General features: G+C 31.4%; 26 protein-coding genes. 11 read left to right on the top strand and 15 right to left on the bottom strand.

Annotation, left to right across the window (positions count from 1 at the left end; translation table 11 throughout):
* The first annotated feature begins 177 nt into the window (after nucleotides 1-177).
* Nucleotides 178-408, top strand: a complete 231-nt coding sequence (locus OO775_RS06575) for an RNA-dependent RNA polymerase family protein (protein ID WP_264846270.1) — start codon at nucleotides 178-180, stop codon at nucleotides 406-408.
* Between the two features lie 17 nt (nucleotides 409-425).
* Here the strand turns inward: OO775_RS06575 and ruvC are convergent, their stop codons facing one another.
* From ruvC to OO775_RS06555, 4 genes are all read right to left on the bottom strand, one after another.
* On the bottom strand, nucleotides 426-974 hold the full coding sequence (ruvC, locus tag OO775_RS06570; protein WP_264846269.1) for a crossover junction endodeoxyribonuclease RuvC: 549 nt from the start codon (nucleotides 972-974) through the stop codon (nucleotides 426-428).
* A 15-nt stretch (nucleotides 975-989) separates the two neighbouring features.
* A complete protein-coding gene (locus OO775_RS06565; RefSeq protein WP_264846267.1) occupies nucleotides 990-1,481 on the bottom strand; it encodes a hypothetical protein in 492 nt (163 codons plus the stop codon).
* A 94-nt stretch (nucleotides 1,482-1,575) separates the two neighbouring features.
* Nucleotides 1,576-2,649 (bottom strand): peptide chain release factor 1, encoded by a 1,074-nt coding sequence (gene prfA, locus OO775_RS06560; RefSeq protein ID WP_264846265.1) that lies wholly within the window; start codon nucleotides 2,647-2,649, stop codon nucleotides 1,576-1,578.
* A gap of 72 nt (nucleotides 2,650-2,721) precedes the next feature.
* Nucleotides 2,722-4,020 (bottom strand): ABC transporter permease, encoded by a 1,299-nt coding sequence (locus OO775_RS06555; RefSeq protein WP_264846263.1) that lies wholly within the window; start codon nucleotides 4,018-4,020, stop codon nucleotides 2,722-2,724.
* Between the two features lie 6 nt (nucleotides 4,021-4,026).
* Between OO775_RS06555 and OO775_RS06550 the strand changes: the two genes are divergently transcribed.
* The 10 genes from OO775_RS06550 (at nucleotide 4,027) to lgt (ending at nucleotide 14,185) form a co-directional block, all read left to right on the top strand.
* Entirely contained in the window at nucleotides 4,027-5,241 is a 1,215-nt protein-coding gene (locus OO775_RS06550; RefSeq protein WP_264846261.1) for an exo-beta-N-acetylmuramidase NamZ family protein, read from the top strand.
* 79 nt (nucleotides 5,242-5,320) lie between these two features.
* A complete protein-coding gene (tssD, locus tag OO775_RS06545; protein ID WP_264846259.1) occupies nucleotides 5,321-6,028 on the top strand; it encodes a type VI secretion system tube protein TssD in 708 nt (235 codons plus the stop codon).
* A 5-nt stretch (nucleotides 6,029-6,033) separates the two neighbouring features.
* Complete coding sequence (locus OO775_RS06540; RefSeq protein WP_264846257.1) at nucleotides 6,034-6,501, top strand: hypothetical protein; 468 nt, start codon at nucleotides 6,034-6,036, stop codon at nucleotides 6,499-6,501.
* Nucleotides 6,491-6,874 (top strand): hypothetical protein, encoded by a 384-nt coding sequence (locus OO775_RS06535; RefSeq protein WP_264846255.1) that lies wholly within the window; start codon nucleotides 6,491-6,493, stop codon nucleotides 6,872-6,874. The genes OO775_RS06540 and OO775_RS06535 overlap by 11 nt, the downstream gene beginning before the upstream one ends.
* Nucleotides 6,841-7,860 (top strand): hypothetical protein, encoded by a 1,020-nt coding sequence (locus OO775_RS06530; protein WP_264846254.1) that lies wholly within the window; start codon nucleotides 6,841-6,843, stop codon nucleotides 7,858-7,860. The genes OO775_RS06535 and OO775_RS06530 overlap by 34 nt, the downstream gene beginning before the upstream one ends.
* Nucleotides 7,861-7,863: 3 nt before the next feature.
* Entirely contained in the window at nucleotides 7,864-8,718 is an 855-nt protein-coding gene (locus OO775_RS06525) for a hypothetical protein (protein WP_264846252.1), read from the top strand.
* Complete coding sequence (locus OO775_RS06520) at nucleotides 8,715-9,719, top strand: XAC2610-related protein (protein WP_264846251.1); 1,005 nt, start codon at nucleotides 8,715-8,717, stop codon at nucleotides 9,717-9,719. The genes OO775_RS06525 and OO775_RS06520 overlap by 4 nt, the downstream gene beginning before the upstream one ends.
* 80 nt (nucleotides 9,720-9,799) lie before the next feature.
* Entirely contained in the window at nucleotides 9,800-11,203 is a 1,404-nt protein-coding gene (lpdA, locus tag OO775_RS06515; protein ID WP_264846250.1) for a dihydrolipoyl dehydrogenase, read from the top strand.
* Between the two features lie 81 nt (nucleotides 11,204-11,284).
* Nucleotides 11,285-12,196 carry a hypothetical protein gene (locus tag OO775_RS06510; protein WP_264846249.1) on the top strand — a complete coding sequence of 304 codons (912 nt, stop codon included), beginning with the start codon at nucleotides 11,285-11,287 and terminating at the stop codon, nucleotides 12,194-12,196.
* 1,050 nt (nucleotides 12,197-13,246) lie between these two features.
* Nucleotides 13,247-14,185 carry a prolipoprotein diacylglyceryl transferase gene (gene lgt, locus OO775_RS06505; RefSeq protein WP_264846283.1) on the top strand — a complete coding sequence of 313 codons (939 nt, stop codon included), beginning with the start codon at nucleotides 13,247-13,249 and terminating at the stop codon, nucleotides 14,183-14,185.
* A 140-nt stretch (nucleotides 14,186-14,325) separates the two neighbouring features.
* Here the strand turns inward: lgt and OO775_RS06500 are convergent, their stop codons facing one another.
* The 11 genes from OO775_RS06500 to OO775_RS06450 form a co-directional block, all read right to left on the bottom strand.
* Nucleotides 14,326-14,904, bottom strand: coding sequence for a non-canonical purine NTP diphosphatase (locus OO775_RS06500; protein ID WP_264846281.1), 579 nt, complete (start codon nucleotides 14,902-14,904; stop codon nucleotides 14,326-14,328).
* Between the two features lie 78 nt (nucleotides 14,905-14,982).
* Nucleotides 14,983-16,887 (bottom strand): DUF349 domain-containing protein, encoded by a 1,905-nt coding sequence (locus tag OO775_RS06495; RefSeq protein ID WP_264846248.1) that lies wholly within the window; start codon nucleotides 16,885-16,887, stop codon nucleotides 14,983-14,985.
* A 298-nt stretch (nucleotides 16,888-17,185) separates the two neighbouring features.
* Nucleotides 17,186-17,977, bottom strand: a complete 792-nt coding sequence (locus OO775_RS06490; RefSeq protein WP_264846247.1) for a hypothetical protein — start codon at nucleotides 17,975-17,977, stop codon at nucleotides 17,186-17,188.
* A 4-nt stretch (nucleotides 17,978-17,981) separates the two neighbouring features.
* Entirely contained in the window at nucleotides 17,982-18,707 is a 726-nt protein-coding gene (locus OO775_RS06485) for a 16S rRNA (uracil(1498)-N(3))-methyltransferase (protein ID WP_264846246.1), read from the bottom strand.
* Nucleotides 18,708-18,710: 3 nt separating this feature from the next.
* Entirely contained in the window at nucleotides 18,711-20,075 is a 1,365-nt protein-coding gene (locus tag OO775_RS06480) for a peptidylprolyl isomerase (RefSeq protein ID WP_264846245.1), read from the bottom strand.
* Complete coding sequence (locus OO775_RS06475) at nucleotides 20,068-20,931, bottom strand: hypothetical protein (RefSeq protein WP_264846244.1); 864 nt, start codon at nucleotides 20,929-20,931, stop codon at nucleotides 20,068-20,070. Before OO775_RS06475 ends, OO775_RS06480 begins: the two co-directional genes overlap by 8 nt.
* A gap of 163 nt (nucleotides 20,932-21,094) precedes the next feature.
* Nucleotides 21,095-22,165, bottom strand: a complete 1,071-nt coding sequence (locus tag OO775_RS06470; protein ID WP_264846243.1) for a trypsin-like peptidase domain-containing protein — start codon at nucleotides 22,163-22,165, stop codon at nucleotides 21,095-21,097.
* A 17-nt stretch (nucleotides 22,166-22,182) separates the two neighbouring features.
* Nucleotides 22,183-23,367 (bottom strand): hypothetical protein, encoded by a 1,185-nt coding sequence (locus OO775_RS06465; RefSeq protein WP_264846242.1) that lies wholly within the window; start codon nucleotides 23,365-23,367, stop codon nucleotides 22,183-22,185.
* 78 nt (nucleotides 23,368-23,445) lie between these two features.
* Nucleotides 23,446-24,156: a DUF6261 family protein gene (locus OO775_RS06460; RefSeq protein WP_264846241.1), complete on the bottom strand. Its 711-nt coding sequence runs from the start codon at nucleotides 24,154-24,156 to the stop codon at nucleotides 23,446-23,448.
* A gap of 443 nt (nucleotides 24,157-24,599) precedes the next feature.
* On the bottom strand, nucleotides 24,600-24,974 hold the full coding sequence (locus OO775_RS06455; RefSeq protein ID WP_264846240.1) for a thiol-disulfide oxidoreductase DCC family protein: 375 nt from the start codon (nucleotides 24,972-24,974) through the stop codon (nucleotides 24,600-24,602).
* 141 nt (nucleotides 24,975-25,115) lie between these two features.
* Nucleotides 25,116-25,841 (bottom strand): hypothetical protein, encoded by a 726-nt coding sequence (locus OO775_RS06450; RefSeq protein WP_264846239.1) that lies wholly within the window; start codon nucleotides 25,839-25,841, stop codon nucleotides 25,116-25,118.
* Between the last annotated feature and the right edge of the window lie 143 nt (nucleotides 25,842-25,984).

The following is a 25,984-nucleotide window of genomic DNA, read 5'->3' as shown; positions in this document are numbered from 1 at the left end:
CAATCTGCTTCTGTACCGAAATGTGCCATGAAACTGAAAATATTCATAACTATTGATTTTGAGGCAAATATACAAAATTATTTTTAATTACGGATATACAATTTAATTTTCTTTTTGAAAAAATTAGAATGATAAAAAGAAAATTTTTTTATAAAAAATAAAAAATAGTTATTATTTTTGCACAGAAATTTTGATAGAGTGAAAGAAAAACAGACTCATTATGTTAAGTATGTGCTAATGACCGAAGAAGGTATTTACTTAGTTGAATACCTTATCGGAGAGCTTGTATTTAGTACAAGTATTACTCAAGCGATGGTTTTCACTGATCACAAAGTAGCTTTGCAATTTAAAAAATTACTTTACAACCGATTTGGTATTGTTGTCAGTGTGAATACTTATATTTCATAGAATAATAATGAATATATTTATTTTATTCTATCTTTATTCTGATTTACAAAAGCATTCCAACTAGTATAATTAGTAACTTTTTGAGGTTTTCCATTGTTTAGAAAATGGCAAACAGCAACAGCAAGTCCGTCAGTGGCATCTAAATTTTTTGGAATATCTGAAAAACCAAGGAGTTGTTGAAGCATTTTGGCTACTTGTTCTTTGGAAGCATTACCATTTCCTGTAATAGCCATCTTTACTTTTTTAGGTTCATATTCGGTAATGGGTATTTGCCGAGCCAGTCCTGCAGCCATAGCAACTCCTTGCGCTCTTCCGAGTTTTAACATTGATTGAACATTTTTACCAAAAAAAGGCGCTTCAAGAGCCAATTCGTCGGGGTGAAAAGTGTCAATAAGTTCAGTGGTTCGTTCAAAAATTATTTTTAGTTTTAGGTAATGATTATCATATTTACTAAGTAGAAGTTCGTTCATTTGCAAGAAAAACATTTGTTTCCCAACAACTTTTATTAGACCGAAGCCCATAATAGTAGTTCCTGGGTCTATTCCCAAAATAATTTTTTCAGTCATGTCCAAAAACTTAGATTATGGAACATTGATAACCAAAGGCAATTTGCATTGTGTACTTACGTTAATCTCTTGTTTTTGAGCAGGGATAATAGGTTCAAATGATTGAGTTTCAATAGCAAGAAGACTATCTAACTTAGGGAGTAAAAGACGTGTATTATCAGAACATTCGGTACGTTCAAAGATAATTTGCCCTTGATTATCTATTTTTAAAAACACCTGAACAACATCATTGAGTGGTTCTCCAATAGCAAAATGATGTTTTTGGAGTACATCTTTGTACAAATTGGAAAGATTTGTTTCAAAACATTTTTTCAAATCTTCTTGTGAAAGCGTATCAGCGCATTGACTGAAAGATGGATATACATCAACTTGTGAGAGGTCAATCTCAGCAAATTTAGCTTCTGCAAGTTGTGTTTCTTGTTCTTCTTTGGATAGAGTAGGTTTTTTATTATTTTGACACGCAATCAAAAAACTTACACAGAAGATGGTTGTAATAATCCTTTTCATAAATTAAAATGTTATTTTCGGCGTAAAAGTACAAAATAAAAATGATTTATGCGCTGATTTTTATATTTTTTTGCAAGAAAAATAAGATTTTTTATTAAAAAATATCTGCTTCTTTGAGTTTTTCAGTATTTTCAGCAAGTTGTAATTCGTCAATAAGGCGTTGTATATCTCCATTGATAATGTTACCTAAATCATAAAGTGTCAGCCCGATACGATGGTCAGTTACACGTCCTTGAGGATAATTGTATGTACGAATTTTGGCACTTCTGTCTCCGCTAGAAACCATACTTTTTCTTCGCTCAGAGTCGGCTTCCATTTTTTTGGCAAGTTCCATTTCATAAAGTCTCGAACGAAGTACTTTCAAAGCTTTATCAAGATTTTTATGTTGTGATTTTTCATCTTGACAACGAACTTCAATTCCTGTTGGAAGGTGTTGTAATTGAATGGCAGAGTAGGTTGTATTTACCGATTGACCGCCTGGACCTGTTGAAGTGGTTCGAATAATTTTAACATCAGCCATATCCAGTTCTACATCAAATTCTTCGGCTTCTGGAAGCACCATAACGGTTGCCGCCGATGTATGTACACGTCCTTGTGTTTCGGTCTGTGGAACACGTTGCACACGATGTACACCTGCTTCAAATTTTAACGTTCCATATACATCTTCGCCATTAACTTCAAAGATAATTTCTTTAAATCCGCCAGAGGTTCCTTCATTCATATCAACAACCGAGACACTCCAACCTTTATCTTGACAATATTTGGAATACATACGAAAAAGGTCTCCTGCGAAAATAGAGGCTTCATCTCCACCTGTTCCTGCACGAATTTCCATAACAGCATTTTTTACATCTTCGGGGTCTTTGGGTATGAGCAAAAACTTGATTTCTTCTTCAAGCTGAGGCAATTTTTCTTTGCTTTCTTCAAGTTGAAGTTTTGCCATTTCGACCATTTCAGCATCGTTTCCGTCTCTGATTATTTCTTCCGCTTCGGCTATATTGCTCGTAACAACGATATACGCATCGCGTTTATCCATTAGGCTTTTTAAATCTTTGTATTCTTTGGTTAGTTGTACATAACGTTTTTGGTCGGCAATTATATCAGGTTGGATAATTAAGTCCGAAATTTCGTCAAAACGCTGTTTTACAATATTTAATCTGCTTAACATAATCTCTTAAAAAATAGATTGGGTTGCAAAAATAGCAAAAAAATAAATATTACAAGTTATTTCAATTGATTTTTATTCAAATTTAATTGCCTTGATAGGAGAAATTTTGGTAATAATATACGACGGGATAAGTAGCATTAGCAGACATAAAGTAAAAATTCCGATATTAAGTAAAATAATATGTAACGGACTGATGTTTATTGGCACTTCTGAAACGTAATATATATTGGGATTAAGTTTTAAGATAGAAAAATATTTTTGTAAAAATAATAACCCAAGTCCGATAATATTTCCCCAAAAAAGTCCCAAACCGATCAAATAACCTGCATTGTACAAGAATATTTTCCGAATAGACCAATTGGTAGTTCCTAATGCTTTGAGAATACCAATCATCGGGGTTCGTTCCAAAATAAGCACCAAAATAGCGGTAATCATATTGACACCTCCGACCAAAATCATAATACCTATAATAATAATAATATTCAAATTAAAGGTATGAAACCAATCAAAGATAGTTTGATACTTTTGAGCAATTGTTTGAGAGTCGAGTGTCGAATGAATATTCCCATAAATAAAATCGCCAACAACTTGCATTTGGTCAAAATCATTGATAAAAACTTCAAACATACCTATTTGATTTGCATTCCATTTATTGATGCGTTGAAGTTGTCGAATATCAGTTATAATATATGTTGCATCAAATTGCTGAAATCCAGAATTGTATGTTCCTACAATATGAAAATTACGTTGATTAGGAATTGAACTTCCATCTTCACGCAGGAATAATGTATTACAAGAATCGCCCACTTTTAATGCTAATCGATTTGCCAAATAATCAGAAATAAGAATCTCGTTGCTAATTTCTGATGTTGAGTAATTAGGCAATCTACCAGTTGTCAAATAAGTTTTCATATATTGCCAATCGTAATCTTTTCCTACGCCTTTGGCAATAATTCCTTCAAAAGTTTTTTCCGTACGAATAATGCCTCCTTTGGTTATAACAGGTTGTATATGAGTTACTCGTGGTTGATAGTTTAAAATATTTTTGAACGTGTTAGTATGTTCTAATTTTCCAGATAAAGTGAAAATCGTGTCCCATTTCGGATAGAAATCTTGGTATAAATCAATTGGGGTTACTGATACATCAGATCTATTAGTATCGTAATTATATATTTGGATATGTCCGTTAAGAGAAGCTATTTTCTCTTGTATTTTCTTTTGTAATCCTGTTCCTGTGGCAATGGCAATGAGCATCATTATCAGTCCCAAGGCAATGGCACTAATTGCAATTTTGATAATTGGAGAAGAAATAGTATTTTTGTCTTCTTTATTGAAGATAATGCGTTTGGCTATAAAAAATTCAAAATTCAAAATACAATGTTTAGAAAGTCCAAAAGTACACTTTTTTTAGCGATTATACTGATTTCTTGTCAAAATTCGGCACAAAAAGTAACAATTAAAGAAAATGTTGCAGAACAAATAGTTAATAATCAAATAGTTGTAGGAGCAAATCGCTTACAAGAGTATTTACCTCAATTACTAAATAAGAAGGTAGGAGTTGTTACCAATCATACAGGAGTTTTGCTTGAAAACAATCAGCCTATTGTCCATATTGTAGATACGCTTTTGCATCAGAATATTCAGATAATAAAGGTATTTGCACCCGAACATGGATTTCGTGGCGATGCCGATGCGGGAGAAATAATCAAAGACGGGCGCGATACAAAAACAAACCTGCCTATCATTTCGCTATATGCCAAAAACAAAAAACCTACGCAACAGCAATTATCTGATATTGATATTGTTTTATTTGATATACAAGATGTTGGCGTACGTTTTTATACCTATATCTCGACACTACATTACGTAATGGAAGCCTGTGCCGAAAATAATAAGCCACTGATTGTGCTTGATCGCCCCAATCCTAACGGACATTATATAGACGGAGCCGTGCTTGAACAAGCATACGAAAGCTTTGTTGGTATGCATCCTGTTCCAGTGGTGTATGGTATGACCATAGGCGAATATGCTCGAATGATTAACGGAGAAAAATGGCTTAAAGGAGGTGTGCAATGTCAGTTGATGATTGTACCATTGGAAAATTACACACATGTAGCTCGGTATAGCCTACCTGTAAGACCTTCTCCGAATTTGCCCAATGATATTTCGGTAAATTTGTATCCAAGTTTGTGTTTTTTTGAAGGGACTAATGTAAGTGTAGGGCGCGGAACAGATAAACAATTTCAGATATATGGCTCACCGTATTTGCACAAGACCGATTTTCAATTTGTTCCTCAGTCTAATAAAGGAGCCAAAGAACCTCTTTACAAAGGAAAAGTTTGTTATGGTGAAGATGTATCACAAACCCCATATTTGTCTGCACTGAACTTGTCATGGCTTATCAAGGCTTATAAACAAACATCGGGAGTTAAAACGACTTTCTTTAATAATTTTTTCAACAAATTGGCAGGAAATGCTACATTGAGAAATCAGATAGAAAATAATGTTTCAGAAGAAGAAATCCGGAAGTCTTGGCAAAAAGATTTGGACAAATTCAAAAATATTCGTCAAAAATATTTGTTGTATGAATAAAAATGAATTCAAAATAAATTCAAAATGAATACAAACCAAAAAAATAAGTATCTTTGTCAAGAAAAAATAAAATAAAAATATGAAAACAACAATATATGTTTTAGGACGAGAAAGAACGTTGCTTTCTTTCAGCGTGTCACACCATAAAAATACAGCTTTCGATGGTAAGCCTTTGTCTTTTACTTTGGGAAGCGAAAAACTTTATATTAGTTTTGTTCAAGAGCAAGGCGATGAAGTTTTTTTAAATTGGATGCTATTGAAAGATGAAAAATCACAAGAATGCGGATTCTATGAACGGGGAAAAATTGTGATTTACGACAGCTCGGGATTGGATAAAAAAATACAACAATATGATTTTATAGCCAAACCGATTGCTTACGAAAGTGTTTTTCATCACGAAAAAGGTTTGATTATCAATATGACACTCTCGGCTGACAAAATGTTGGTTTATAACGAGGAATTTTTTATAAAGCCTTATTATTATCCTGTGGAGCATACCAAACAAAAACAGGAAGAAGAGGAAAAACTAACTGTTGAAATTACTGAAATGTATTATATTAACAGTAAAGGAGATAAAATACAAAAAGGAAAAATAGGTCAAGAAATTTATATAGTAATTAAAGGCAGAAACCTCTCAGGAGAAGAAGCCGATTTAGTTTTAACAGATGAAAAAATTGATTTTGAGTACAAAGGCAAACGCTTAGAAAACGATATTTTAAAAGGCTATATCTTTGAAAATGATGAAGAAGAACAGATACCTTTAAAAGTAGTTGAACCTAAAAATTAAATATTATGGGTGGAATAAAATTGACATTAAAAAGTACAGGGCAGGTAATGGTTGCTAAATTTGAGGTGGATTATTATGTGAAAATTCATTTTATATTTTATGTTAGTGATTTCTACAATTCTTTTAAAGCAGCAGCTTTTACAAGAAAAAGAGAAATAGAACAATTGGGAGGAAAACGTATTGTCTTTTGTGAAGAGATAGAGGATTTATGGGAGATTAACAATATAATTAAAACAAAAAATCTACTGTATTTTAAATCTCAAAATATTTCAAATTATAAAACAGTTGAAGTATGTATCTATTCTCACTCAGCCTCTGACGGGCCATTAGGAAATGTAGAAGCAAGTCAATATTCACTTAGTTCACAGACAGGAGATAATAATGATAAGGGACAAATTACATTAGAAGGATGGGGTAAAATAGACTTTAATTTTCATCCTGAAAATAGCATTTTAGCTTTTTATGGTTTGTAGAACATATTCATTTATAAGTAAATTAGTCAAATATGTATCAGTTAAATATATAGTAGGACACGGAGGAAGTTCTGGGGACTCAAAAAGACATAACGTTTTCAAAGGAAATTTGTTTGGTTCCACTGATGAAAATTTATATTACGTGTCAGATAATGGAGAATTTAACCCGCAAGAAGAAAAATTGTTAGCTCCCATAGCTATTGTAACTAAAAAAGGTGATGATGTTTTAGAAGTTGTTCAATATGAGATTTTTACTAATTTATTTATAGATGATGAAGGAAATATAGTAGGCAAAGGTAAAGGAAGTGAACAAGTTATAAAAAAAGAAAATATAAAATTATGGTCACAAAAATACCAAAAATTTGTAAATTAATCCTCGTTGCGTTTTTTTTATTTTTAACTGGATATTTATTTAGTTTTTTCTATTTTTTAGAGAAAGATTCACTTTGGGAAATTCGTATTGGTTTTCCGTTTCCACATTTTGGATATAATTTTATGGGATATAATTGTCAAGATTTTTTATGGGGTTATGGCAGTGGTACAGGAAAAACAGGGAATTTGGCATTCGCAAATCCTTTGATTTGCTTGACAATATGTTATATTTTTAATATAGTCTTAAAAAAACAAAGCATAGCTTTACAACAAAAGATAAAAACCCTGTTTTTTATATTAATATTACCAATTTTGATTTTTTGTAGTATTTCATTTATTTCATTTTTTCCATTGGAAAAGCAAAACAACGTAAATGATATTTTAATTGGTTTTCCTTTTACATTTTACGAATATAGATATATAGGGGAAAACTGCTCAGCTATTGAGAAAAATTGGAATGTTTTATTTTTAGTAATGGATTTTATTATTATTTATGTAATCTATTTTGTATTATTTATGGTAATATTTCCCAATCTGTGTAAGTTAAATAAATTATTTTTTATATTGATATTTATTGTTTTTTCTAATGGTTATTTACAATCTCAATCTTTGATTTATAAAACCTATTCTATGGAAAAGCAAAATCACGAAATTTTACTAATGAAAGATAGTATCATTCTAAGAATATACCCTTCATACCACGGATTGGGTCAAGAAGCAGATTATATTTTTTATTACGAAAAACAAAATAATATTTTATCTATATCTTCACTAAAACAAGATAAATTTAAACCTGAAACGACTATATTTTTAAATGTAATAGGTAGAAATTTGGCAGGGAAAATGGGAAAATTTAGCCTTAATCACGAAAAAGTAGATTTTGAATATCAAGGCAGACATTTAAAAAATGATGTTTTAGAAGATTATCTTTGTGAGGATAATTCTTTCCAAATAGAATTAAAAGTAATAGAGCCTAAAAACCAATAACTTATGAGTAAATTAGTAGTAACATTTACATTAGAAGAAACAGGGCAGTCAATGTCTGCTGAATTAGAGCATATAGAAGAAAAGAAATGTTTTTGTGGTGAAGATATTACGGTTGAAGAATTTAAAGAAATAGTAAAAGCATTAAGAGAAAATGTTGAATATGTAAAAGGAATGAATTTATACCAGCGGGAAAATAATGCTCTTTTTTCTAATTCAAAAGAAGGTGATAAATTACTTGCTTTAGGTTATTGTGATTATGCAAATTTCACAGCAATTTTAAACCAATATATGAACTCTTTTGGCATTAAAAAATGTATTCATAAAATACACTTTTTAGCACAATGTTTTCACGAAACTCAGCATTTTAGAAAAATTGAAGAAGAGAAAAAAACAGATGGCAACATTAAAGGAGGGGTACATTTCAAAGGGCGTGGGCTAATTCATTTAACACACGATTATAACTATTTAGAATACTATGATAAAGTTCATAATACATTATTATTTTCTAAATATAAATACAAACATAAAGAAAATGAAGGGGTAATAAAATTTATAGAGCGTATAGAAAAGGAAAATGGTAAAAAAGACGATGAATTAAATATAGATTTTATCGAAAATAAACTAAAACCATTTGCTGAACAATTATCTACAATCTTAGCTTTTTCAATACATTCGGCTGTTTGGTTTTGGCAAAGTAGAAATATCAATGCTTTAGCAGAAAAAAATGACATAAAAGCAGTATCACAAAAAGTTAATGGTACAGTAAAAGAACCAAATGGATTACCAGAAAGAGAAAAATACACTAATATTCTCATTGAACATTTTGATTATAAGAATTGTATAAACAATCATTTATGAAAAAAATTATTTATACTCTAACAATATTATTTATTATTTCTTGTAAACAAAAAACAGAAAAATTATTGTATTTAGCTGAAAGTAAAAGGGATAGTGAATTTTTATTTCGATTAAACAGAGAGAAAGACTCTATCAAAGGAATAATGATTGATTTAAACCATAAAGATTCATTACCTATTAAGGGAATAGTAAAGAATAATATTTTTAAATATATAGGTAAAATTCAGAAGGAAGAAGAATTGCATTTTGATAAAAAAATATGGGTCGGCACAAGAAGTTTTCGTGACACTAATGCACTAAAATCCATAGTAAAAAAGGAATATGATTCAATTTTTGAACAATATTTATTTCCTGAAAAGGCATATAAATATTTAAAGAAAGATACTATTATTGGAGATTATTTGTTTGAAATCCGAATGAAAAATTGGCTACAATCAACGAAGAAAGCAGATACTGAAATTCGTATAAAAGACAAAAACACCAATAAACTCATTCAAACAATGTTTTCAAAAGATTGGATAATTTATATACAAAAAAATATGTTTATATTTTATTATAACGAAGATTATAATTTTGATGGATACAATGATTTAATATTTTTTAAAGGATTTATTGATGTGCCTGATAGCGAAAATGTTAAAGCCTACCCACGCCCAACACACGAGTACTATCTTTTTGACAAAGAGAGCAATAGTTTTGTTTTGAATAAACAATTGAGCGATTTGGAAAAAGACGAATATTACATCAGTTTTGACCCCAAAAACAAGCGAATTATAAGAAAAACTCTAACAATGGAGTATTCACAACGCGAAGTTTTTGTTTTTGAAGAAGATTCGCTCAAACTTAAACTCAAATCGTTATTTTATTCGGATAAAAATTTTATTTTAAATCACGAAGAAGTGAATAACAAGTGGAAAATCACGAAAAAACATTTTCCAAAAGATTCTGTAAATCAGATTTATGAAAAATGGAAAAAAGATAAAAGTAATGACCTAAAATAAAAAAAAATATTCAAATATTGATAAAATAACGAAAGAGTTACTTTGATTACTTAAATTTAACATTAAAATAAAATAAACATATGAAAACATACGATGTTGTTGTTATAGGTTCAGGACCAGGCGGATATGTTAGTGCAATTCGTTGTGCGCAATTAGGTTTGAAAACGGCGTTGGTCGAAAAATATGATACACTTGGTGGTACGTGTCTGAATGTAGGCTGTATTCCTTCAAAGGCTTTGTTAGACTCTTCGCATCGTTTTGAAATAGCCAACAAACACGCAAAGGAATATGGCGTAGAGATTTTGGGCAGTGTCAAAGCTAATCTTCCGGTGATGATTGCATGCAAACAATCTGTGGTGGAGCAAACCTGCCAAGGGATTGTTTTTTTGATGGATAAAAATAAGATAGATGTCTATTACGGGGTGGCGAGTTTTGTGTCGGCAAATCAAATCAAAATTGCTAAAAAAGATGGAACTTTGCAAGAGATTTCTACTAAAAATACAATTATTGCTACGGGTTCTAAACCTGCATCCTTGCCTTTTATTTCAATAGATAAAGAGCGAATTATCACTTCGACAGAAGCTCTGAAATTACAAGAAATCCCAAAACACCTTATTGTGATTGGCGGAGGAGTAATTGGTTTAGAATTAGGGCAAGTGTATCATCGGTTGGGAGCCGAAGTTTCTGTTGTAGAATACGCTGATAGCATTCTCCCAACAATGGACAAATCTGTAGGTAAAGAACTTACTCGTGTGCTGAAAAAACAAGGTTTTTCTTTCTATACCGAAGCCAAAGTTAAAGAAGTTACTCGTTCTGGAAAGGTTGTTAAAGTGAAAGCTGATGGCAAAAAAGGAGAAATTGTCCTTGAAGGTGATTATTGCTTGGTAGCTGTCGGTCGAAAACCTTATACGGACGGCTTAGGCTTAGATAGAATAGGCGTTCAGACCGATGAACGAGGGAGAATAGTTGTTGATAATCACTTGCAAACCCGTGTTTCGGGAGTGTATGCCATTGGTGATGTTGTACCAGGTGCTATGTTGGCTCATAAAGCAGAGGAAGAAGGCGTTTTTGTAGCCGAACACTTGGCAGGGCAGAAGCCGCACGTGAATTATGACCTCATACCTGGGGCTATTTATACCACGCCCGAGGTGGCTTGTGTTGGAAAAACGGAGGAAGAACTCAAAGCGGCAGGTGTAGCTTATAAAGTAGGGCAGTTCCCGATGCGTGCTTTGGGGCGTGCGCGTGCCAGTGCAGAAACTGATGGATTTGTCAAGATTTTGGCAGATAAAAATACAGATGAGGTTTTGGGTGTACATATAATTGGTGCCAGAGCCTCTGACCTGATAGCTCAAGCGGTTACTGCAATGGAATTCCGTGCCAGTGCCGAAGATATTGCACGTATTTGCCACGCTCACCCCACATTTTCGGAAGCCCTTAAAGAAGCGGCACTTGATGCCACAGAAAAAAGGGCTATTCATGCATAGTTTTATAGAAATACTCATGGTTTTGCAGATGGAATTTCTCTTATCAGAGAAGTTCTGTCTGCTTTTTAGAAAAATAAAAATATGAAAAAAATAATAGTTTTACTCCTTTTGGTAAGTTATTTTATCGGATTTTCACAAGAAAAAACTGATTGGGAAAAAGAAAAACTTAATGGAAACGTTCGTTCGGTACGTGAGTGTTCATACCATGTGATACTTGTCGATGAACATGTACAACAAGGGGCTATTGACCCGTTTATGCCCAATATCTTTACAGAATTTGACCCTGGTGGTAAGTATCTTCTGAAAGAAAAATACGATAAAAATAATCAACGCATTGAAAAATGGACGTATGTGTATCCGCAAAATCTGAAAATGACCGAAATAAAAGTTACTAATAAAGAAGGAAAGGTCTTTTTGAGTATTATTTCAGCTTTTGATGATAAAGGAAATCTAAAAGATATTCGTTTTTACAACGAAAATAACCAAATAACACGCAATGTTGTGTATAAATACGATAAAAAAAATCGAAAAATAGAACACCGAGTAGTTGATAAAGGCGTACTAAATGAGCGTTTTACGTACAAATACAATTCAAAGAATGAAATCGTAGAACAACATAGTTATTTTGCCAATGGACAAATTGCCCAAAAATGGATTATGGAGCATGACAAAAATCAACATCGTACCAAAGTATCGGAATTCAATCATAAAAATCAATTGAACAAAGTAACCTACAACACCTATGATACTCAAAAAAATCTTATAAACCAACAAGAAGTTGATGAGAACGAAAATCTGCAAAGCGAAGAAACTATCGCCTATGATACATATAATAATGAAGTAGAAAGAACACGCAACGCCTCGAAAGAGGGGACTTTGCATCGAAAAATAGAATATACGTATGATATACAAGGAAATTGGACGAAAAAAATACACTATCTCAATCAAAAACCTATCAAAATAACTCAGCGCGAACTGATATATTTCCCCTGAAAAGGGTAGGGGAGCGAGGAGAACTCTATTTACATTTAGAAAATTAGAATACTTGTATAAATAATAATGCGTTATTGCTTTGCAGTAATGCATTATTTTTTTACAACATACCTACGTATATTATAGATAAGCTGTTGTTTTAATATAATATTTTAAAGTAAATTAGTTATAATTCATTGTTTTTATGTAATGCTTTATAATACATTGTTGAGAATTTATTGTTTTATAGCAATACATTTTTACTCATTGATAAAAACCTAGTGTTCCAAAATAATTCTATTATTCATATTATAATAAATTTATTGTTTTAAAACAATTATTTTATTTGTAATAGAAATAATCTGTTGTTTATAAACAATTCATTCATATATAATAAAAATACTCTATTGTTCATAAACAATTTGTTTATTTGTAATAAAAATACTCTGTTATTTATAAACAATTATTTTATTTGTAATAGAAATAATCTGTTGTTTATAAACAATTCATTCATATATAATAAAAATACTCTATTGTTCATAAACAATTTGTTTATTTATAATAAAAATACTATATTGTTCATAAATAATTTGTTTATTTGTAATAAAAATACTCTGTTGTTCATAAACAATTTGTTTATTTGTAATAAAAATACTCTGTTGTTCATAAACAATTTGTTTATTTGTAATAAAAATACTCTATTGTTAATAAATAATTCGTTTATTTGTAATAAAAATAATTTATTGTTTATATATAATACTTTTATATATATTAGGAATAATAAGTTGTTTATAAATAATAGATTAAATCGTTAGATATATAACCTTTTGTAAATAAATATTTATAATAAAAAATCAATGAATAGTGTGTAAAAAAAATATTTCTAAGCAAAGGAAAAGAAAATGACTTGGACAAAATTGCAATACGATAAACAGACGTAGTGATTGTATTTTAGCTCAAAAATAGAAATTTATCTAAGGAAAAGAATGTCATTTGGCAAAAAAAAAAAATTTTACAACATTTTTTCAAATAATAATTGTACCTTTGCGTTCGATTAAAGCAAAAAAGTTTATGTTTTTGAGTTTTGTATGGAATCCGAACCAAACGTTATTAGACTTAGATTTAGGGTTTATGCATTTGCAACTCCGCTATTATAGTCTGATGTTTGTTGTGGCTTTTACGTTGGGTTATTACCTAATGAAAAAAATATTTGTAAATGAAAACAAACCAATAGAGCGCTTAGATTCGCTCTTGATGTATGTTGCCATAGCTACGCTACTTGGAGCAAGGCTCGGACACGTATTCTTTTACGATTGGGAGAATTATTACAAAGATCATTTGGCCGAAATTATACTGCCGTTTCGTTTTGAACCCAAGTTTGAATTTACTGGGTTTTCGGGCTTAGCAAGTCATGGAGCTGCCATAGGCATTATCGTGGCTATTTTTCTTTTCAACCGAAAATATCGAGATTTTTCGCTCTCGTGGCTTTTTGATAGGGTAGTAATTCCCATTACTATCGGAGGAATGTTTGTCCGCTTGGGCAATTTTATGAATTCCGAAATCAATGGAAATATTGTAGATAAAACGTTTGCATTGGGCGTGAAATTTATGCAAGGAGGTGATTTTTCGCCTCGACAAGCTATGGAATTAACTTCACAAACTACGCCCAAAGCAGCGTTTGACACGATTGCTACCAATCCGCAGTTTGTCGAAATTTTCAATTCGATACCTTACCGACACCCAGCGCAACTTTATGAAGCCGTAGGGTACTTTTTCCTATTCTGGATACTATGGTTTTTGTATTGGAAAACGGACAAAAAGCGCCAGCCGTATTTTATCTTTGGTGTATTTCTCATTGCCCTTTGGACAATTCGTTTCTTGGTAGAATATGTTAAAGAAAGTCAAGGCGGATTTGAAAGTACATTCGGAATTTTCTCAACAGGACAATGGCTCAGTGTTCCGTTTATCATCGCAGGAATATACTTACTTTTCAGAAAAAAAACAAACTAAGGCGAGTTTTTAATTTTTTCATAATTAGCGTCCCGTAGCAAATAATCATTCAATGATTACTCCTACGGGATTTTCTTTTTGATTTATAAAACAAAATGGCTCGGCTCCTTGTCAAAAAAGTTTTAATTCGGGTTCTATTGTCAGAATTGTTTTAGAAAAGTAACTAATTGTTGGGTAGCTTTGGCTCGATGACTGATTGTGTTTTTCTCTTGACAAGATATTTCGGCAAAAGTTTGTTCATATCCATTGGGAATAAAAATAGGGTCATATCCGAATCCGTTTTCGCCTTTCGGATTTTGAGAGATGAACCCTTGTACAATCCCTTCAAACAAATGTAGTTTTTTACCTATATACAACGCAAAAATTGTTTTAAATCGTGCTTTTCGATTCGTTTGCTTTTTCATTTTTTGCAGAACTAATTGCATATTTTCCAAGCTATTTTTGTGTTCACCTGCGTATCGTGCCGAGCGTACCCCAGGTTCATTGTTTAGTGCTTCTATTTCAAGACCTGTATCATCTGCAAAAACATCGTATCCGTAGTTATCTTTTATGTATTTTGCTTTCAGAATCGCATTGTCTTCAATGGTATCTGCCGTTTCGGGTATCTCCTCTTGACAGCCAATAGCCTCTAAACTAACTAATTGAATATCTTGCGGAAGCATAGCTTGTACTTCTTTTATTTTATGAGGATTGTTGGTAGCAAAAACAAGTTTTTTCATCGTATGCAAAGATTTATTTTTGTTATAAAACAAAAGTGCTCCGTATAAGAGCACTTCAAGCAAATTAAAAGAATTTTATTATTTCGTCTCTTTCTGATTTTTTTTAAAAGATTTGAGTTCTTTTAGCTTAGCCTGCCAAGTTTCAACAGCTATTTTTTGGTTTTGAATCTTTTTTATGACGTCTCTCACTAGCGGATTGTTTTCATCAACGTTACTAAAATATAATAGATTGTTTTCCAATTGTAATATTTCGGCTTGTAGTTCGCTAATTTTACGTCTGACAAATAGTTGTTCTTTGATAAGACTATCTGTATTTTCATTAGCCAAGTGTTCTAACCTGTTGTTATACTTGATAAGTTCTATATCTTGGCGATTCATATCAAGTTTTCGGTAAAGAGCATTGATTATTTTATGAAATTTTATTTCGAGATTTCGCTTGTTTTTTGGAGTAACTCCCAATTCGTTCCATTGATTTTCAAATGTTTGTAATTGTTCCAAATTTTTTTCTTTGTCGTTTGAAAGCTCAAAAGTTTTAAGTGAATCTAAAAATGCTTTTTTCTTGTCAAAAGCAACATAACTATCATTTTGTGAACTGTTCTTGTGTTGATGAAGTCTGTCAAAGTAATGATTACAAGCATCTTTAAAATCTTTCCAGATTTTATCAGTATGTTTGCGAGGTACATGCCCAATAGCACGCCATTGGTCTTGTATATCTTTCATCAAAGGAGTAATTTTGTCCCAATCTTCACTATTTTGATGCTCTTGGGCAATTCGAATAAGTTCAAGTTTTTTTTCTAAGTTTTCTTGCTGTACTCGTTTAAGTGTTTTATAAAACAGATTTTTCTTATGATTAAAATCTCGGACAACTTGTTTAAACTTGCCCCATACTTGTTCACTTACTTGTGCGGGAACTCTTCCTACTTGCATAAAAACCTCACGTAGTTTTTCGATATCTTTAATTGTTTTTTGCCAACTACCATGTGAGTTATTTTCTTTTTCAGAGAGAAGTTTTATTTTTTGAATAATCTCATTTTTTATTTTGAGATTTTCATCAAATGATTTTTCTAAATTTTTCACAAATGCTTGCCGTTTGTCGTGAATAGCTTTGGTTATTCTGCTGAATTTCTCCCAGATAACCTCTCGATGCTCTCTATCAACCGGACCAGTTTCTTCTTTCCATTGTTTGTGTAAAAGTTGCAATTCGCGAAAGGCTTTATTTCCATCAGGTTCATCGAGCAAACTTTCAGCTTTTTGAATAATTTTTGTTTTTTCTTCCAAATTATGGCGGAAATCCATCTCACGCAAGTCTTTATGCAAATCTAGATAATCGTAAAAATTCTCTACGTGATGATTAAAATTATTCCAAAGGTCATTATAATTTTCGCGTGGAACAGCTCCCGAAGAATACCATTGTTCTCGTAAATCTTTGAATTTTTTGAAAATCACATTGATGTCCGTATCCGAATTGGCTGTATCAATCGTGATAAGATTTTTTATTTCGTGTATGATGTCTTGACGTCGAGCTAAATTCGCTTGTAGTTTTTGCTCCAGTTCTTTGTAATATACGTTGCGTTTGCTCTTATATTCGTCATATAATTCATTAAATTGATTTCTAACAGGCGAAACGTATTTGAAGTCTTTTTCTTCATTTCCATCTTGAAGAAAGGCTTCTTTTTTTTCATCTAAGAAATGTGCAAATTTCTTTTCAAATTCGGTTCTGATACCTTCAATATGTTCTTTGATGGCTTGTATTTTCTCGTGATGAAGCAAACGTTTGAACTCTTTGACTAAGTCTTCTAAGGACATAGTTTCGTAATCCAACAACGGAATTTCGTGTCGAGATTTATTATCTTGATCTTCGGCATCGTGCGCATTCTCGTCATTGATTTTGTTTAGAATAGCTTCATTCTCTGAGAGAATATTTTCAGGTTTGCTCTGTGAGTTTCCATCTGCATGTAGCAGGTTTTCCTTTAATTCTGGCATTGTATAGATATTTGTTATTTTCAATCCGAAAGTTCCGAAAAAATGATCAAATTACCAAAAATATTTTGCAATAAATTCAAAAAATATTTCTTTTAATTGTATTGAAAATGTTTATTGTGTTGAAAATCAGTAAATTGAATATATGTAAAATCTATATATTTTTTTGTAAAAAATTGTTTATTATAATTTTATTTAACTTACACTATGTAATAAAAAGAGTTATTTTTACTATTTTTCATAGTAATTCTCACAAATTTTATAGATTTTTTGTAAGAATTTTTCTGCAAACAATGGAAAATTAGTATGTGAATTCATAAATAAAAACTCCATTGTTGTCGGTAGTTGTAATTTTGGTTACCAAGCCCTCTGAATTAAATTCATAATTTAACGTTTTTTCATTTTGCGTTACAAAATTATCTGAATTTGTTGATGATTGTTCTTTGTGGATAATTTTTTGAATTAATTTTTTGGAAGGGAAACCTTTATTGATAAAAAAATCCGCATCGGTAAAAATCAGATTGTAATTTGTGAATAAAAATCCGTTTTTATTATCTGAATTAGTGTATTCCAACTCTAATTTTTGTAATTTATTATTCTGTTTGTATTCGATTGAAGTAATGTTATTGTCATTCCAAACAAAGTTGTAATAATCTTTTCCCTCAATTATCTTAACTAATTGATTACCATTTTTGTATAAATAGAGTTTAGTATTCGTATAAAAGCGATTAACCGTGTCATTTGGGGTGATGTATAGGCTGTCTTTATTGTAAGTAAAGCGCTCTAAATTCCATAAAGTATTGAACTCGAAGGTGCCTTGTTTCTGATTAGATACTTGTACAAACGTAGTATTCTTGTGGCTATACGAATAGTTTAAAGTGTCTGTCCAATAACTTTTGATAATTCTATTTTGTTTATCAAATACGAATGTATATTCAATAATATCTCCATTTGCATCTGTGATTTTAAGTTTTTTGAACGGAGTTACTAAGGTTGAAAAAGGTTCAGCACCCAACGAGATATTCTCATTTTTGTTACACGAAATGTGTGTGATGATAATTATTGAGATGAAAAATAGGAAAAACTTTTTCATAAATTTATTTATTAAGAGTTGTTTTTTTCAAAATCGAAACGGCATTACAAGCTACAATAGCAGCTGTTTCTGTTCGTAATCTATTATTTCCCAGAGATATAGGTAAGAAATCTTTGGCAATAGATTTTTCAATTTCTGCTGAAGAAAAATCACCTTCGGGACCTATTAAAATCAGAATATTATCACAGGTTGATTTTTGCAATTCGCTGGTTAATTCTATACGATTTGTTTTTTCGCAGTGTGCAATAAACTTTTGTCCTTTCCAGTTTTTTTCAATAAATTCAGCAAATGAAATGGGTTGATTCAGTTGGGGTTTATATGTTTGTAATGATTGTTTCATTGCTGAAAGAATAACTCGCTCAAAACGCTCAGTTTTGACAAAAGTTCGTTCAGAATGTTCGCAAATAATAGGTGTAATTTGGTCAATACCAATTTCTGTTGCTTTTTCTAAGAACCATTCATAACGTTCGTTCATTTTAGTAGGGGCAACAGCCAAATGTAATTGATAAAAATGTTTTTCTCTATGAATTGATTTACAAATAGTTGCTATACATTTTTTTTCGTTGTCTGATTTGACTATGGCTTCAAAAAGCCAACCTTTTCCATTGGTTATAAACAACGTATCGCCAAGGTGTTTGCGTAGTACTTTAACGATGTGTTTGCTTTCTTCTTTATCAAAACTGATTTCTGTTGAATTTTCTTCAATGAATTCGTTATAAAATAATTGCATATTTTATTTTTTCAACCAATTATTAGCGAAATTACAATTTTGATAGTCTCCTTTTACAGAAATAAACGTCTTGTCTATAGCCTCATTTATCCATTTACCGATAGTTTTTAATTGTTTTTCTTTCAGAGCCAATTCTTGAATATGTGGATAATCTTTTACAAAATCAGCTGTATGTTCATTTATACGATTTGTAATACGATATATTTTGAACATTTTTCTTCCGGTTCTATCTTCATCAACTACGGGAAAAGAAACTTCGTCTTCTGCCAAATTGGCTACTTGCGAATATAAAGTAGGGTCCATACGCGTGAGTTCAAACTTAGTCGAAAGTGTTTCAGGATTGATAAGCTGTCCGCCATCTTCGCGTGTTTCTTTTTCGTCTGAAAAATTTCTCGCAGCTTCTTCAAAAGTAACTTCTTTTGCAATGATTTTATTGCGAATGTCATTTATTTTCTTTTTAGCTTCTTCCAAGGCTGTATCAGGTATTTGTGGTACCATAAGTATGTGTCGTACAGAGACTTCTTTGCCTCGTATTTTGACTACTTGTAGTATATGCCAGCCGAAATCTGTTTTGAAAGGTTCAGAAATTTCTCCTTCTTGTAGGCTAAATGCCATATCTTTAAATTCTTTTGCAAATCCTGATTTTCTGTTGAAAGTCAGTTCTTTACCACCCGTAGCGCGGTCGGCAGAATACAAAATAGCTTTGGTTGAAAAACTTTGACCATTTTCTTGAACATCTTTTTTTATTTCGCGTAATTGATTGATTACTTTGTCAATAGCTTCTTGGGGAGCTTTTGGTTCAATGACAATTTGAGCAATTTCAAGTTCTGTTCCAATGGTAGGAAGTTCGCTTGCTTGAATTTTGTCAAAAAAAACGCGTGTTTCTTCGGGAGTAACTTCTAAGTTTTCAACGATTTTAGCTTTCATGCGATTGGCCAATTCGTTTTGTTTTAGTACGTCAAAAAGTTCATCGCGAAGTGCTTGCTCACTATCTTTTCGATAGAATTGAACTACTTTGTTGATGTCTCCATCTACTTGCTCTAACATAAAATCTACTTTCTGATTAACAACTTCACGTATTTCTTCATCAGAAATAGTAATACTATCTTGTATAGCTTGGTTAGCATATAGGCGGTCTTCCATTAGTTTTCCTAATAAGCTACAACGGGTAATATTTTTGGTATCAATGTTTTGTGATTCAAGTTCAAGCAAAGCATTTTCGATATCGGTTTCCAGAAGCAAATAATCGCCAACTACGGCTGCAACACCATCAACTTTTGTTCTTTGTGTGTGTTGTTGTTGCGCCCAAGTACTGAATCCTAAGCACAACCCACTTACCAATGCTACTATTTTTGTTAATTTATTCATATACTTCAAATTGTTTTTTCTTAACAGCTGTATTTATAATATCGTTTTCTATTTCTTTGATATACTCTAATTTTCGTTTGTTCAGGATAATTTGCCTAAGGGTAGGGCGTGCGTATTCTATGGGAGCTTCATCGTCTTTTTTGAGTAATTTTCGTATTTTGACTAAATAATACCCAGTAGAATCATTTTGTTCCAAAACCCAATTCAAGTCGCCTGATTTGCCTTCTATTTTGTCTTTTAAGAAAGGCAATTTGTCATATACTTCAATGGTTTTGAGCCAAATACTATCATTGAAGAATGACGAAACAAAGTGCAAAGATAGTGAATCTAATTGTTTTTTATCCTTTTTATTAAATCTTTTGAACGATTCGGCAATATTTTTATTTTTTTCATCGTCTTGATGTAGATGGATATAACGTAATTTTATCAAGCCTTCGTTAAGTTTAAAGATTGATTTATTTTCTTGATAGAATTGTTCTCTTTCGCGTTGTGAGATAGTTGTATCTATTTTTTTGGCAACCAATTTTTCCAGATATGACTGCGTGTATAAGTCGGTACGATATTCTTGGACTAATTGTTCAAAGGCTTCTTTTTGTTCATTTGAAATATTTTCTTGAGCTTTTATCATTAGTAATTTTTTCAAAGCCCAGCTATTGACATAGCCTGTTGCTATACGCACACTATCTTCAAGTGAGTAGCCTTGTGGTAGAATTTTTTCAATATCACTTTTGAGCAAGAAATCATCATCAACACGTGCGACGGCTTGGGGTTGAGTCTCGCTTTTTTTGAAATAATCGCACGATATAAATCCTAAAAGAAGACTCAAAACGATTAGTTTTTTCAGTGTTTTAATCATTTATATATAGGTTGTTACTTAAAAGACCGCAATTTAGTTCAAAAAAATAAGATACGATGCGACATTAAAAAAAATTTAACTAAAAAAGTCAAAGTATTATTACGAGCAGTGTAAAATACTTTGACTTACAGAATTAATTTTAAAAAATCAAAAAAAAATGAATCTAATCAAGTTTTGCTTCAATTGAAAATTCGCAGCCATACTTTTCAACCAAAAGATTATCTAAATCATCGGCAAGAGCAGGCATATTACGCACGTATTGTTTTATCTTATCTGAATCGTCAGAGAAGACATCAGACAAGTGAACACGATACGAAAGATAAATGGTATTGTCAGAAATACCGAACGAATAAGGCAAATGCGGGTGTGAGAGCAAATATTCGTACAACGGAAGCAAATTCTGTTTAGGAAGTTTTGCCAGTGGCGAGGTTACAATTAAGTAATCGCGTTGATATACGAAAATACGCAGTAAGGCACTACCTTGATGAAACTCCCAATTGTCTCTACCTGCACGGCATAAAATAGGATTAGCACCCATTTCTTCCATAGCCGATTCTATAAAATTGGCAAAGTGAGATTTTTCAAATTCTTCAAATACCGAACTATTGATATTGCTACCACAATGAGGGCAGAATTTAACTTCTGTTTCTATGAAGTTATCGCACGAATTACATTTAACACGATATACATTGTCTGTGAAATTAAAATCTTCAATCTCTTTGATAAGTTCATTGAAGCGAATAGCAAATCCTACATTATCAGCATTATCAAACTTAGAGGTGGTAACTCCTACCAGCACGCCCGATTGATTTATCATTGGACCGCCCGAATTACCTGGATTTACTGCGGCATCGGTTTGTATGTAGTGACGATTTCCCATCGGTTGGTTTGCCGAAGAGATAATCCCTTCGGTAATGGTAAAAGGCATTCCAAATGGGTATCCGTTGATGAAAACCTTTTGTGTATTACTTACTTGAAGTTCTTTATCTAATGTAATGTTAGACGTACTTGTATTCAAACCTTCAACGCTAAGAAATGCTAAGTCAGCTTCGGGATTGACCATAACTACGTGTGCCAAGTATCTGTTTTGATTTTGGTCTTCAATAGCCAATATTTTAGTTCCTTCCACTACGTGATAATTGGTAATGACAAAGTCGTAATCTTTTACACAGAAGCCACTTCCTGTTCCTGTTGAAGTAATTACTTTATATATATTTTCTTTATATTGTTCCATAATGTGATACGATTAAGTTATCCGAATAAACGAGCAAATAGTCCTTTTCCTTTACTTTTAAACAGGTTGCCTATTCCTTTGGGGAAGGTTTCATGAAGCAAATGCTCATAGGTATTAAGCAAAATTTTAGCTCCTTCTTCATACGTTTTGTCAGAGGCTTTCTCTAAGGTACTCATTAATAACTCGCGGTAGTTTTCATCAAGTGTGTAATAATAAAGTATACGCAAGTACATATATTCTAAATAATACACGATGTTAAAACTATCGTCAGAACTCTTATACTTTCTGATATCTTCTTCGTAACCAACGGCTACTTCTTGAAGTATTTTAGAAGAGCTACGCCATTTGAGCGACATAAAAGTTTGCGCTTGATATATGTTTTTCATCAGGTCTTCTTTTGATTTTTCCATCAGTTGTTTGAAGAAATTTTTTCCTTTATCTAACCGAAGTTTAAAATCAATACGGCTGTTGTTTATATTGCTTATGTATTCGTACAAATCAGTACGTAATAGACCATTGACATAAGGCAAATTACCCAATTGGAACAAACTAATCATAATAATATCCCATTGACTGCCTTCCCAACGTTTTTCTTCAAAGTAAGCCATGTAGCTTTTGTATTGAGAGAGAATATTTTGAATATGTTCCCAGATTTTCTCTTGCTCACTGGCGTCAAAATAGCTAACCACAGGCTCTTGAATGCTTTCTGCCTCGTATTTTTCGATAAATTCGTCATCAAAATCATCAGCTGTAATACAAATTTCGCGTAGTGCATCGTAGATTTTGTTGGGCTGACACAAGTGTAAGGGCGTATCAAACTTAAACCATAATAAGTTATCCAACAAATGAATCTGAGGAAGGGTCAAATGACCAAAATTCAATTCGGTAATACGTCTTAACAAAGCGACCTTGTTTGTTTTTTCGGTTATTTTAACAAATGGTGCTTCAATGAAAAGAACCTTATCTTTCACTCCAAAGGTTATTGTTGAAGAACCTTGTGGATATTCGAAGGAGAAATCTCCCGTAGTTGAAGTAATTTTTTTGCTAACCTCCGGATTGATATAATTGATGAGTTTGCGTACCGATTCATCGTAGTTTTTATCATCAAAAGCATCGGTAGATTCGTACCAACTATCTACATGAACAATGGGTTCGTTGGTGCTTTTCAGAGGTCTTTGGTACTTAGGAACTGTATTTTTCATACACAAAGAATCGTTTAATTTATGATGTTGCAAAAGTATAAAAAAAAAATTATAAATAATTATAAAAAAAAAATTTTTTTACTCAGATAATTCTGTTTTTCCTTTGTTTGTAGCTGGCAAGTTGCTATTGCGCGCTGCTTTTACTACTTCGTGTACATCGGCGTATAAGTTTTTCCAAGGGTCTATTTCGCTCATAGCAGTCAAGAAATCTAAGTATGTACGAAGTGATTTTTCAACATCGCGACGCAAATTCGTTGCTGACTTCTGTTGGCGAAGTTCCGCATTGGCGTTGGTTTGCAAAGCAAAGATTTTTTCAAATTCTTCTTGCTTGGTTTTTAGTGTTGTAAAGGCATCAACAATAGATAATGTTTGAAAATGTTGTTGATTTTCAGGACGTTCAAAACTCTCAATGAGTTTTATCATCTGTGCCGACTCCTCTGCATAACTCAGACGGTCTATGTTAAGACCAAAAACCTTCATCTGCTCGTACAAAGCCTGTGCCGATTGATAATTCGGAGCAAAATGAAATTGCGCATACCCCGCCAAAAAACTCTTCAACGATGCAAATATCTCATCGCGTGCTTTGTCCGCTTGGGCTACCTCTTTCCCTTTGCCGCTATACGCTGCCTTTGTATATACGGCGTCATATTGAGCAAAAGCAACCTCTAACTTTGCAAGTAATGGGTGATTTGCCGTTACCGAACTATGGGTCTCTTTCGAAAGCGTGATGATTCGTTTGGTCAGTGTTGCCAAATTCTTCGTGCTTATTTTTTGTAAAGATATTTTCATTGTAAAATAATTTTAAAAATAATATAATAAATACAGCAAAAATCGTTCCAAAATCTATTTTTTTATGCTATTTATTTGTTAAAATATGTATAAATGGTTTGTTTTTAAAATAAATAGTTGTATTTGATTTTTTATATAAAATAGTAATAAGTTGATTTTATTTTATAAAAATAATTAAAATAGATAAATAGATTTATTTCCTGTACAATGTTTAAAACAAATGTACAGATAGATTTATTTGTTACAATCTGTTTGAAATAAATGTACAGATAGATTTATTTGTTACAAGCTGTTTGAAACAAATGTACAGATAGATTTATTTTTTACAATCTGTTTGAAATAAATGTACAGATAGATTTATTTGTTAAACGCTGTTTAAAATAAATGTATAGATAGATTTATTTGTTACACAATGTTTAAAATAAAAATATAAGAAAATAAAATTAGTTGATGTTACATTTTTTAGAATCGCAATGTAAAGGTATTATTTTCCTACGGATAGCAAACTCATTATATATATAATTGCCTAATTTGCTAATGTGTAAAATCCAAAACAAAGGAAATAAAATCCATAAAATAGGAATACGCTTACTGATAAGATAAATGGAAGTATATCCATAATAAAACGATTTACCATTATAAGAAGCCATTTTATTTAGGGCTTTATTCATATCAATAGCAGGATATTGTATTATATTATCTTCTTGGCGTAAGGGTAGGGGAGTTATTTTATGAAGAATATCATGCGTTTCTATCCAACGAGATAATCTGGTACAATAAGGACACCAATTATCATAAAAAATAAGTAGTTGTTTCATTTTCAATATATAAATACAGATTAACAATTTAATTTTTTTGTTATATAAAATAAGGTAATAAAATAAAAATAAATACAAAAAAATATACATAGTGAAAGAGTAAAACAATATATAATGTTGTAATAGTATTACTTTAATCGTCTAATAAATATAATTAGTTATTTCATCTATCGTATTTTTTGACATTTCACTCAATATATACTCTTTTTTAATAATGTTTTTTTTCCAACTAACTTTTGGTTTATTTTCTGTATCATCAAACATATTTTTACCAGTTGTTATTTTAATTTTATTAGTCAAAAAATTAACACTGAACATTTCTTCTTCACCAGAATTTCTCATAAAAGTATCACTATCAAGCCCAATAAGTTTGAATGTATTATTTTGAAATTTAAAAGTATAAGTAATATTTGTTACACTCCAACTACCAGCACTAAAAAAATAATGAAATTTTATTTTAAGACAATTTTTTTCTATATAAATATTATCATTTTCTAATGGGTCTAACAAAGCAGGGGTATCTATATTTCCTTGACTTTCAATAAATCCCTTATCATTCTTATCAGCTAAAAGATAACTATTATCTTTTTGTTTAAATAATACTAACAGAACTCTGGGATTTAAGTTCAGATATTCGGGACCTAAAAAATCATTTTTTCTAATATTATTTTTATCATTTTTTTCTATAATCAATACAGCATCTTCAAGTTTATCATGGTTTAAATCACCAGTTTTAGTAAGAATTAATTCCCAACCTTTGGGCACAAATTCATCTATACTTTTTGCTTTCTCTGAGAAAATTCCTCCAAAAGTATAAAATCGACAAGTTAATAATAATAATGATATATAAAATAATTTTCTTTTCATAGTATATCCTTTTATTTTGTATAATAATGTTATTTAGGTATAATTATTGATTGCAAGTATGATGCAATAAAATCTTTTGATAAATTGAAATTAAAAAAATCGTTTCAAATCAATGAAACGATTTTTACAATATGAAAAAAAAA

The organism is Capnocytophaga catalasegens, from assembly GCF_026005215.1.
In the GTDB taxonomy this organism is placed as follows: Bacteria; Bacteroidota; Bacteroidia; order Flavobacteriales; family Flavobacteriaceae; genus Capnocytophaga; species Capnocytophaga catalasegens.
The sequence above is the reverse complement of the archived record's forward strand: the minus strand, read 5'-3'. Positions and strand labels throughout refer to the sequence as shown.

Excerpts from the sequence above, each read along its gene's own strand:
- OO775_RS06550 (WP_264846261.1), top strand. The coding sequence starts at position 4,027 with ATGTTTAGAAAGTCCAAAAGTACACTTTTTTTAGCGATTATACTGATT.
- OO775_RS06490 (WP_264846247.1), bottom strand. The coding sequence starts at position 17,977 with ATGAAAAAGTTTTTCCTATTTTTCATCTCAATAATTATCATCACACAC.
- OO775_RS06455 (WP_264846240.1), bottom strand. The coding sequence starts at position 24,974 with ATGAAACAACTACTTATTTTTTATGATAATTGGTGTCCTTATTGTACC.
- OO775_RS06565 (WP_264846267.1), bottom strand. The coding sequence starts at position 1,481 with ATGAAAAGGATTATTACAACCATCTTCTGTGTAAGTTTTTTGATTGCG.
- OO775_RS06465 (WP_264846242.1), bottom strand. The coding sequence starts at position 23,367 with ATGAAAAATACAGTTCCTAAGTACCAAAGACCTCTGAAAAGCACCAAC.
- lgt (WP_264846283.1), top strand. The coding sequence starts at position 13,247 with ATGTTTTTGAGTTTTGTATGGAATCCGAACCAAACGTTATTAGACTTA.
- OO775_RS06535 (WP_264846255.1), top strand. The coding sequence starts at position 6,491 with ATGGTTTGTAGAACATATTCATTTATAAGTAAATTAGTCAAATATGTA.
- ruvC (WP_264846269.1), bottom strand. The coding sequence starts at position 974 with ATGACTGAAAAAATTATTTTGGGAATAGACCCAGGAACTACTATTATG.
- OO775_RS06530 (WP_264846254.1), top strand. The coding sequence starts at position 6,841 with ATGGTCACAAAAATACCAAAAATTTGTAAATTAATCCTCGTTGCGTTT.
- OO775_RS06500 (WP_264846281.1), bottom strand. The coding sequence starts at position 14,904 with ATGAAAAAACTTGTTTTTGCTACCAACAATCCTCATAAAATAAAAGAA.
- OO775_RS06460 (WP_264846241.1), bottom strand. The coding sequence starts at position 24,156 with ATGAAAATATCTTTACAAAAAATAAGCACGAAGAATTTGGCAACACTG.
- prfA (WP_264846265.1), bottom strand. The coding sequence starts at position 2,649 with ATGTTAAGCAGATTAAATATTGTAAAACAGCGTTTTGACGAAATTTCG.
- OO775_RS06495 (WP_264846248.1), bottom strand. The coding sequence starts at position 16,887 with ATGCCAGAATTAAAGGAAAACCTGCTACATGCAGATGGAAACTCACAG.
- OO775_RS06485 (WP_264846246.1), bottom strand. The coding sequence starts at position 18,707 with ATGCAATTATTTTATAACGAATTCATTGAAGAAAATTCAACAGAAATC.
- OO775_RS06525 (WP_264846252.1), top strand. The coding sequence starts at position 7,864 with ATGAGTAAATTAGTAGTAACATTTACATTAGAAGAAACAGGGCAGTCA.
- OO775_RS06480 (WP_264846245.1), bottom strand. The coding sequence starts at position 20,075 with ATGAATAAATTAACAAAAATAGTAGCATTGGTAAGTGGGTTGTGCTTA.
- OO775_RS06475 (WP_264846244.1), bottom strand. The coding sequence starts at position 20,931 with ATGATTAAAACACTGAAAAAACTAATCGTTTTGAGTCTTCTTTTAGGA.
- OO775_RS06540 (WP_264846257.1), top strand. The coding sequence starts at position 6,034 with ATGGGTGGAATAAAATTGACATTAAAAAGTACAGGGCAGGTAATGGTT.
- lpdA (WP_264846250.1), top strand. The coding sequence starts at position 9,800 with ATGAAAACATACGATGTTGTTGTTATAGGTTCAGGACCAGGCGGATAT.
- OO775_RS06470 (WP_264846243.1), bottom strand. The coding sequence starts at position 22,165 with ATGGAACAATATAAAGAAAATATATATAAAGTAATTACTTCAACAGGA.
- tssD (WP_264846259.1), top strand. The coding sequence starts at position 5,321 with ATGAAAACAACAATATATGTTTTAGGACGAGAAAGAACGTTGCTTTCT.
- OO775_RS06510 (WP_264846249.1), top strand. The coding sequence starts at position 11,285 with ATGAAAAAAATAATAGTTTTACTCCTTTTGGTAAGTTATTTTATCGGA.
- OO775_RS06450 (WP_264846239.1), bottom strand. The coding sequence starts at position 25,841 with ATGAAAAGAAAATTATTTTATATATCATTATTATTATTAACTTGTCGA.
- OO775_RS06520 (WP_264846251.1), top strand. The coding sequence starts at position 8,715 with ATGAAAAAAATTATTTATACTCTAACAATATTATTTATTATTTCTTGT.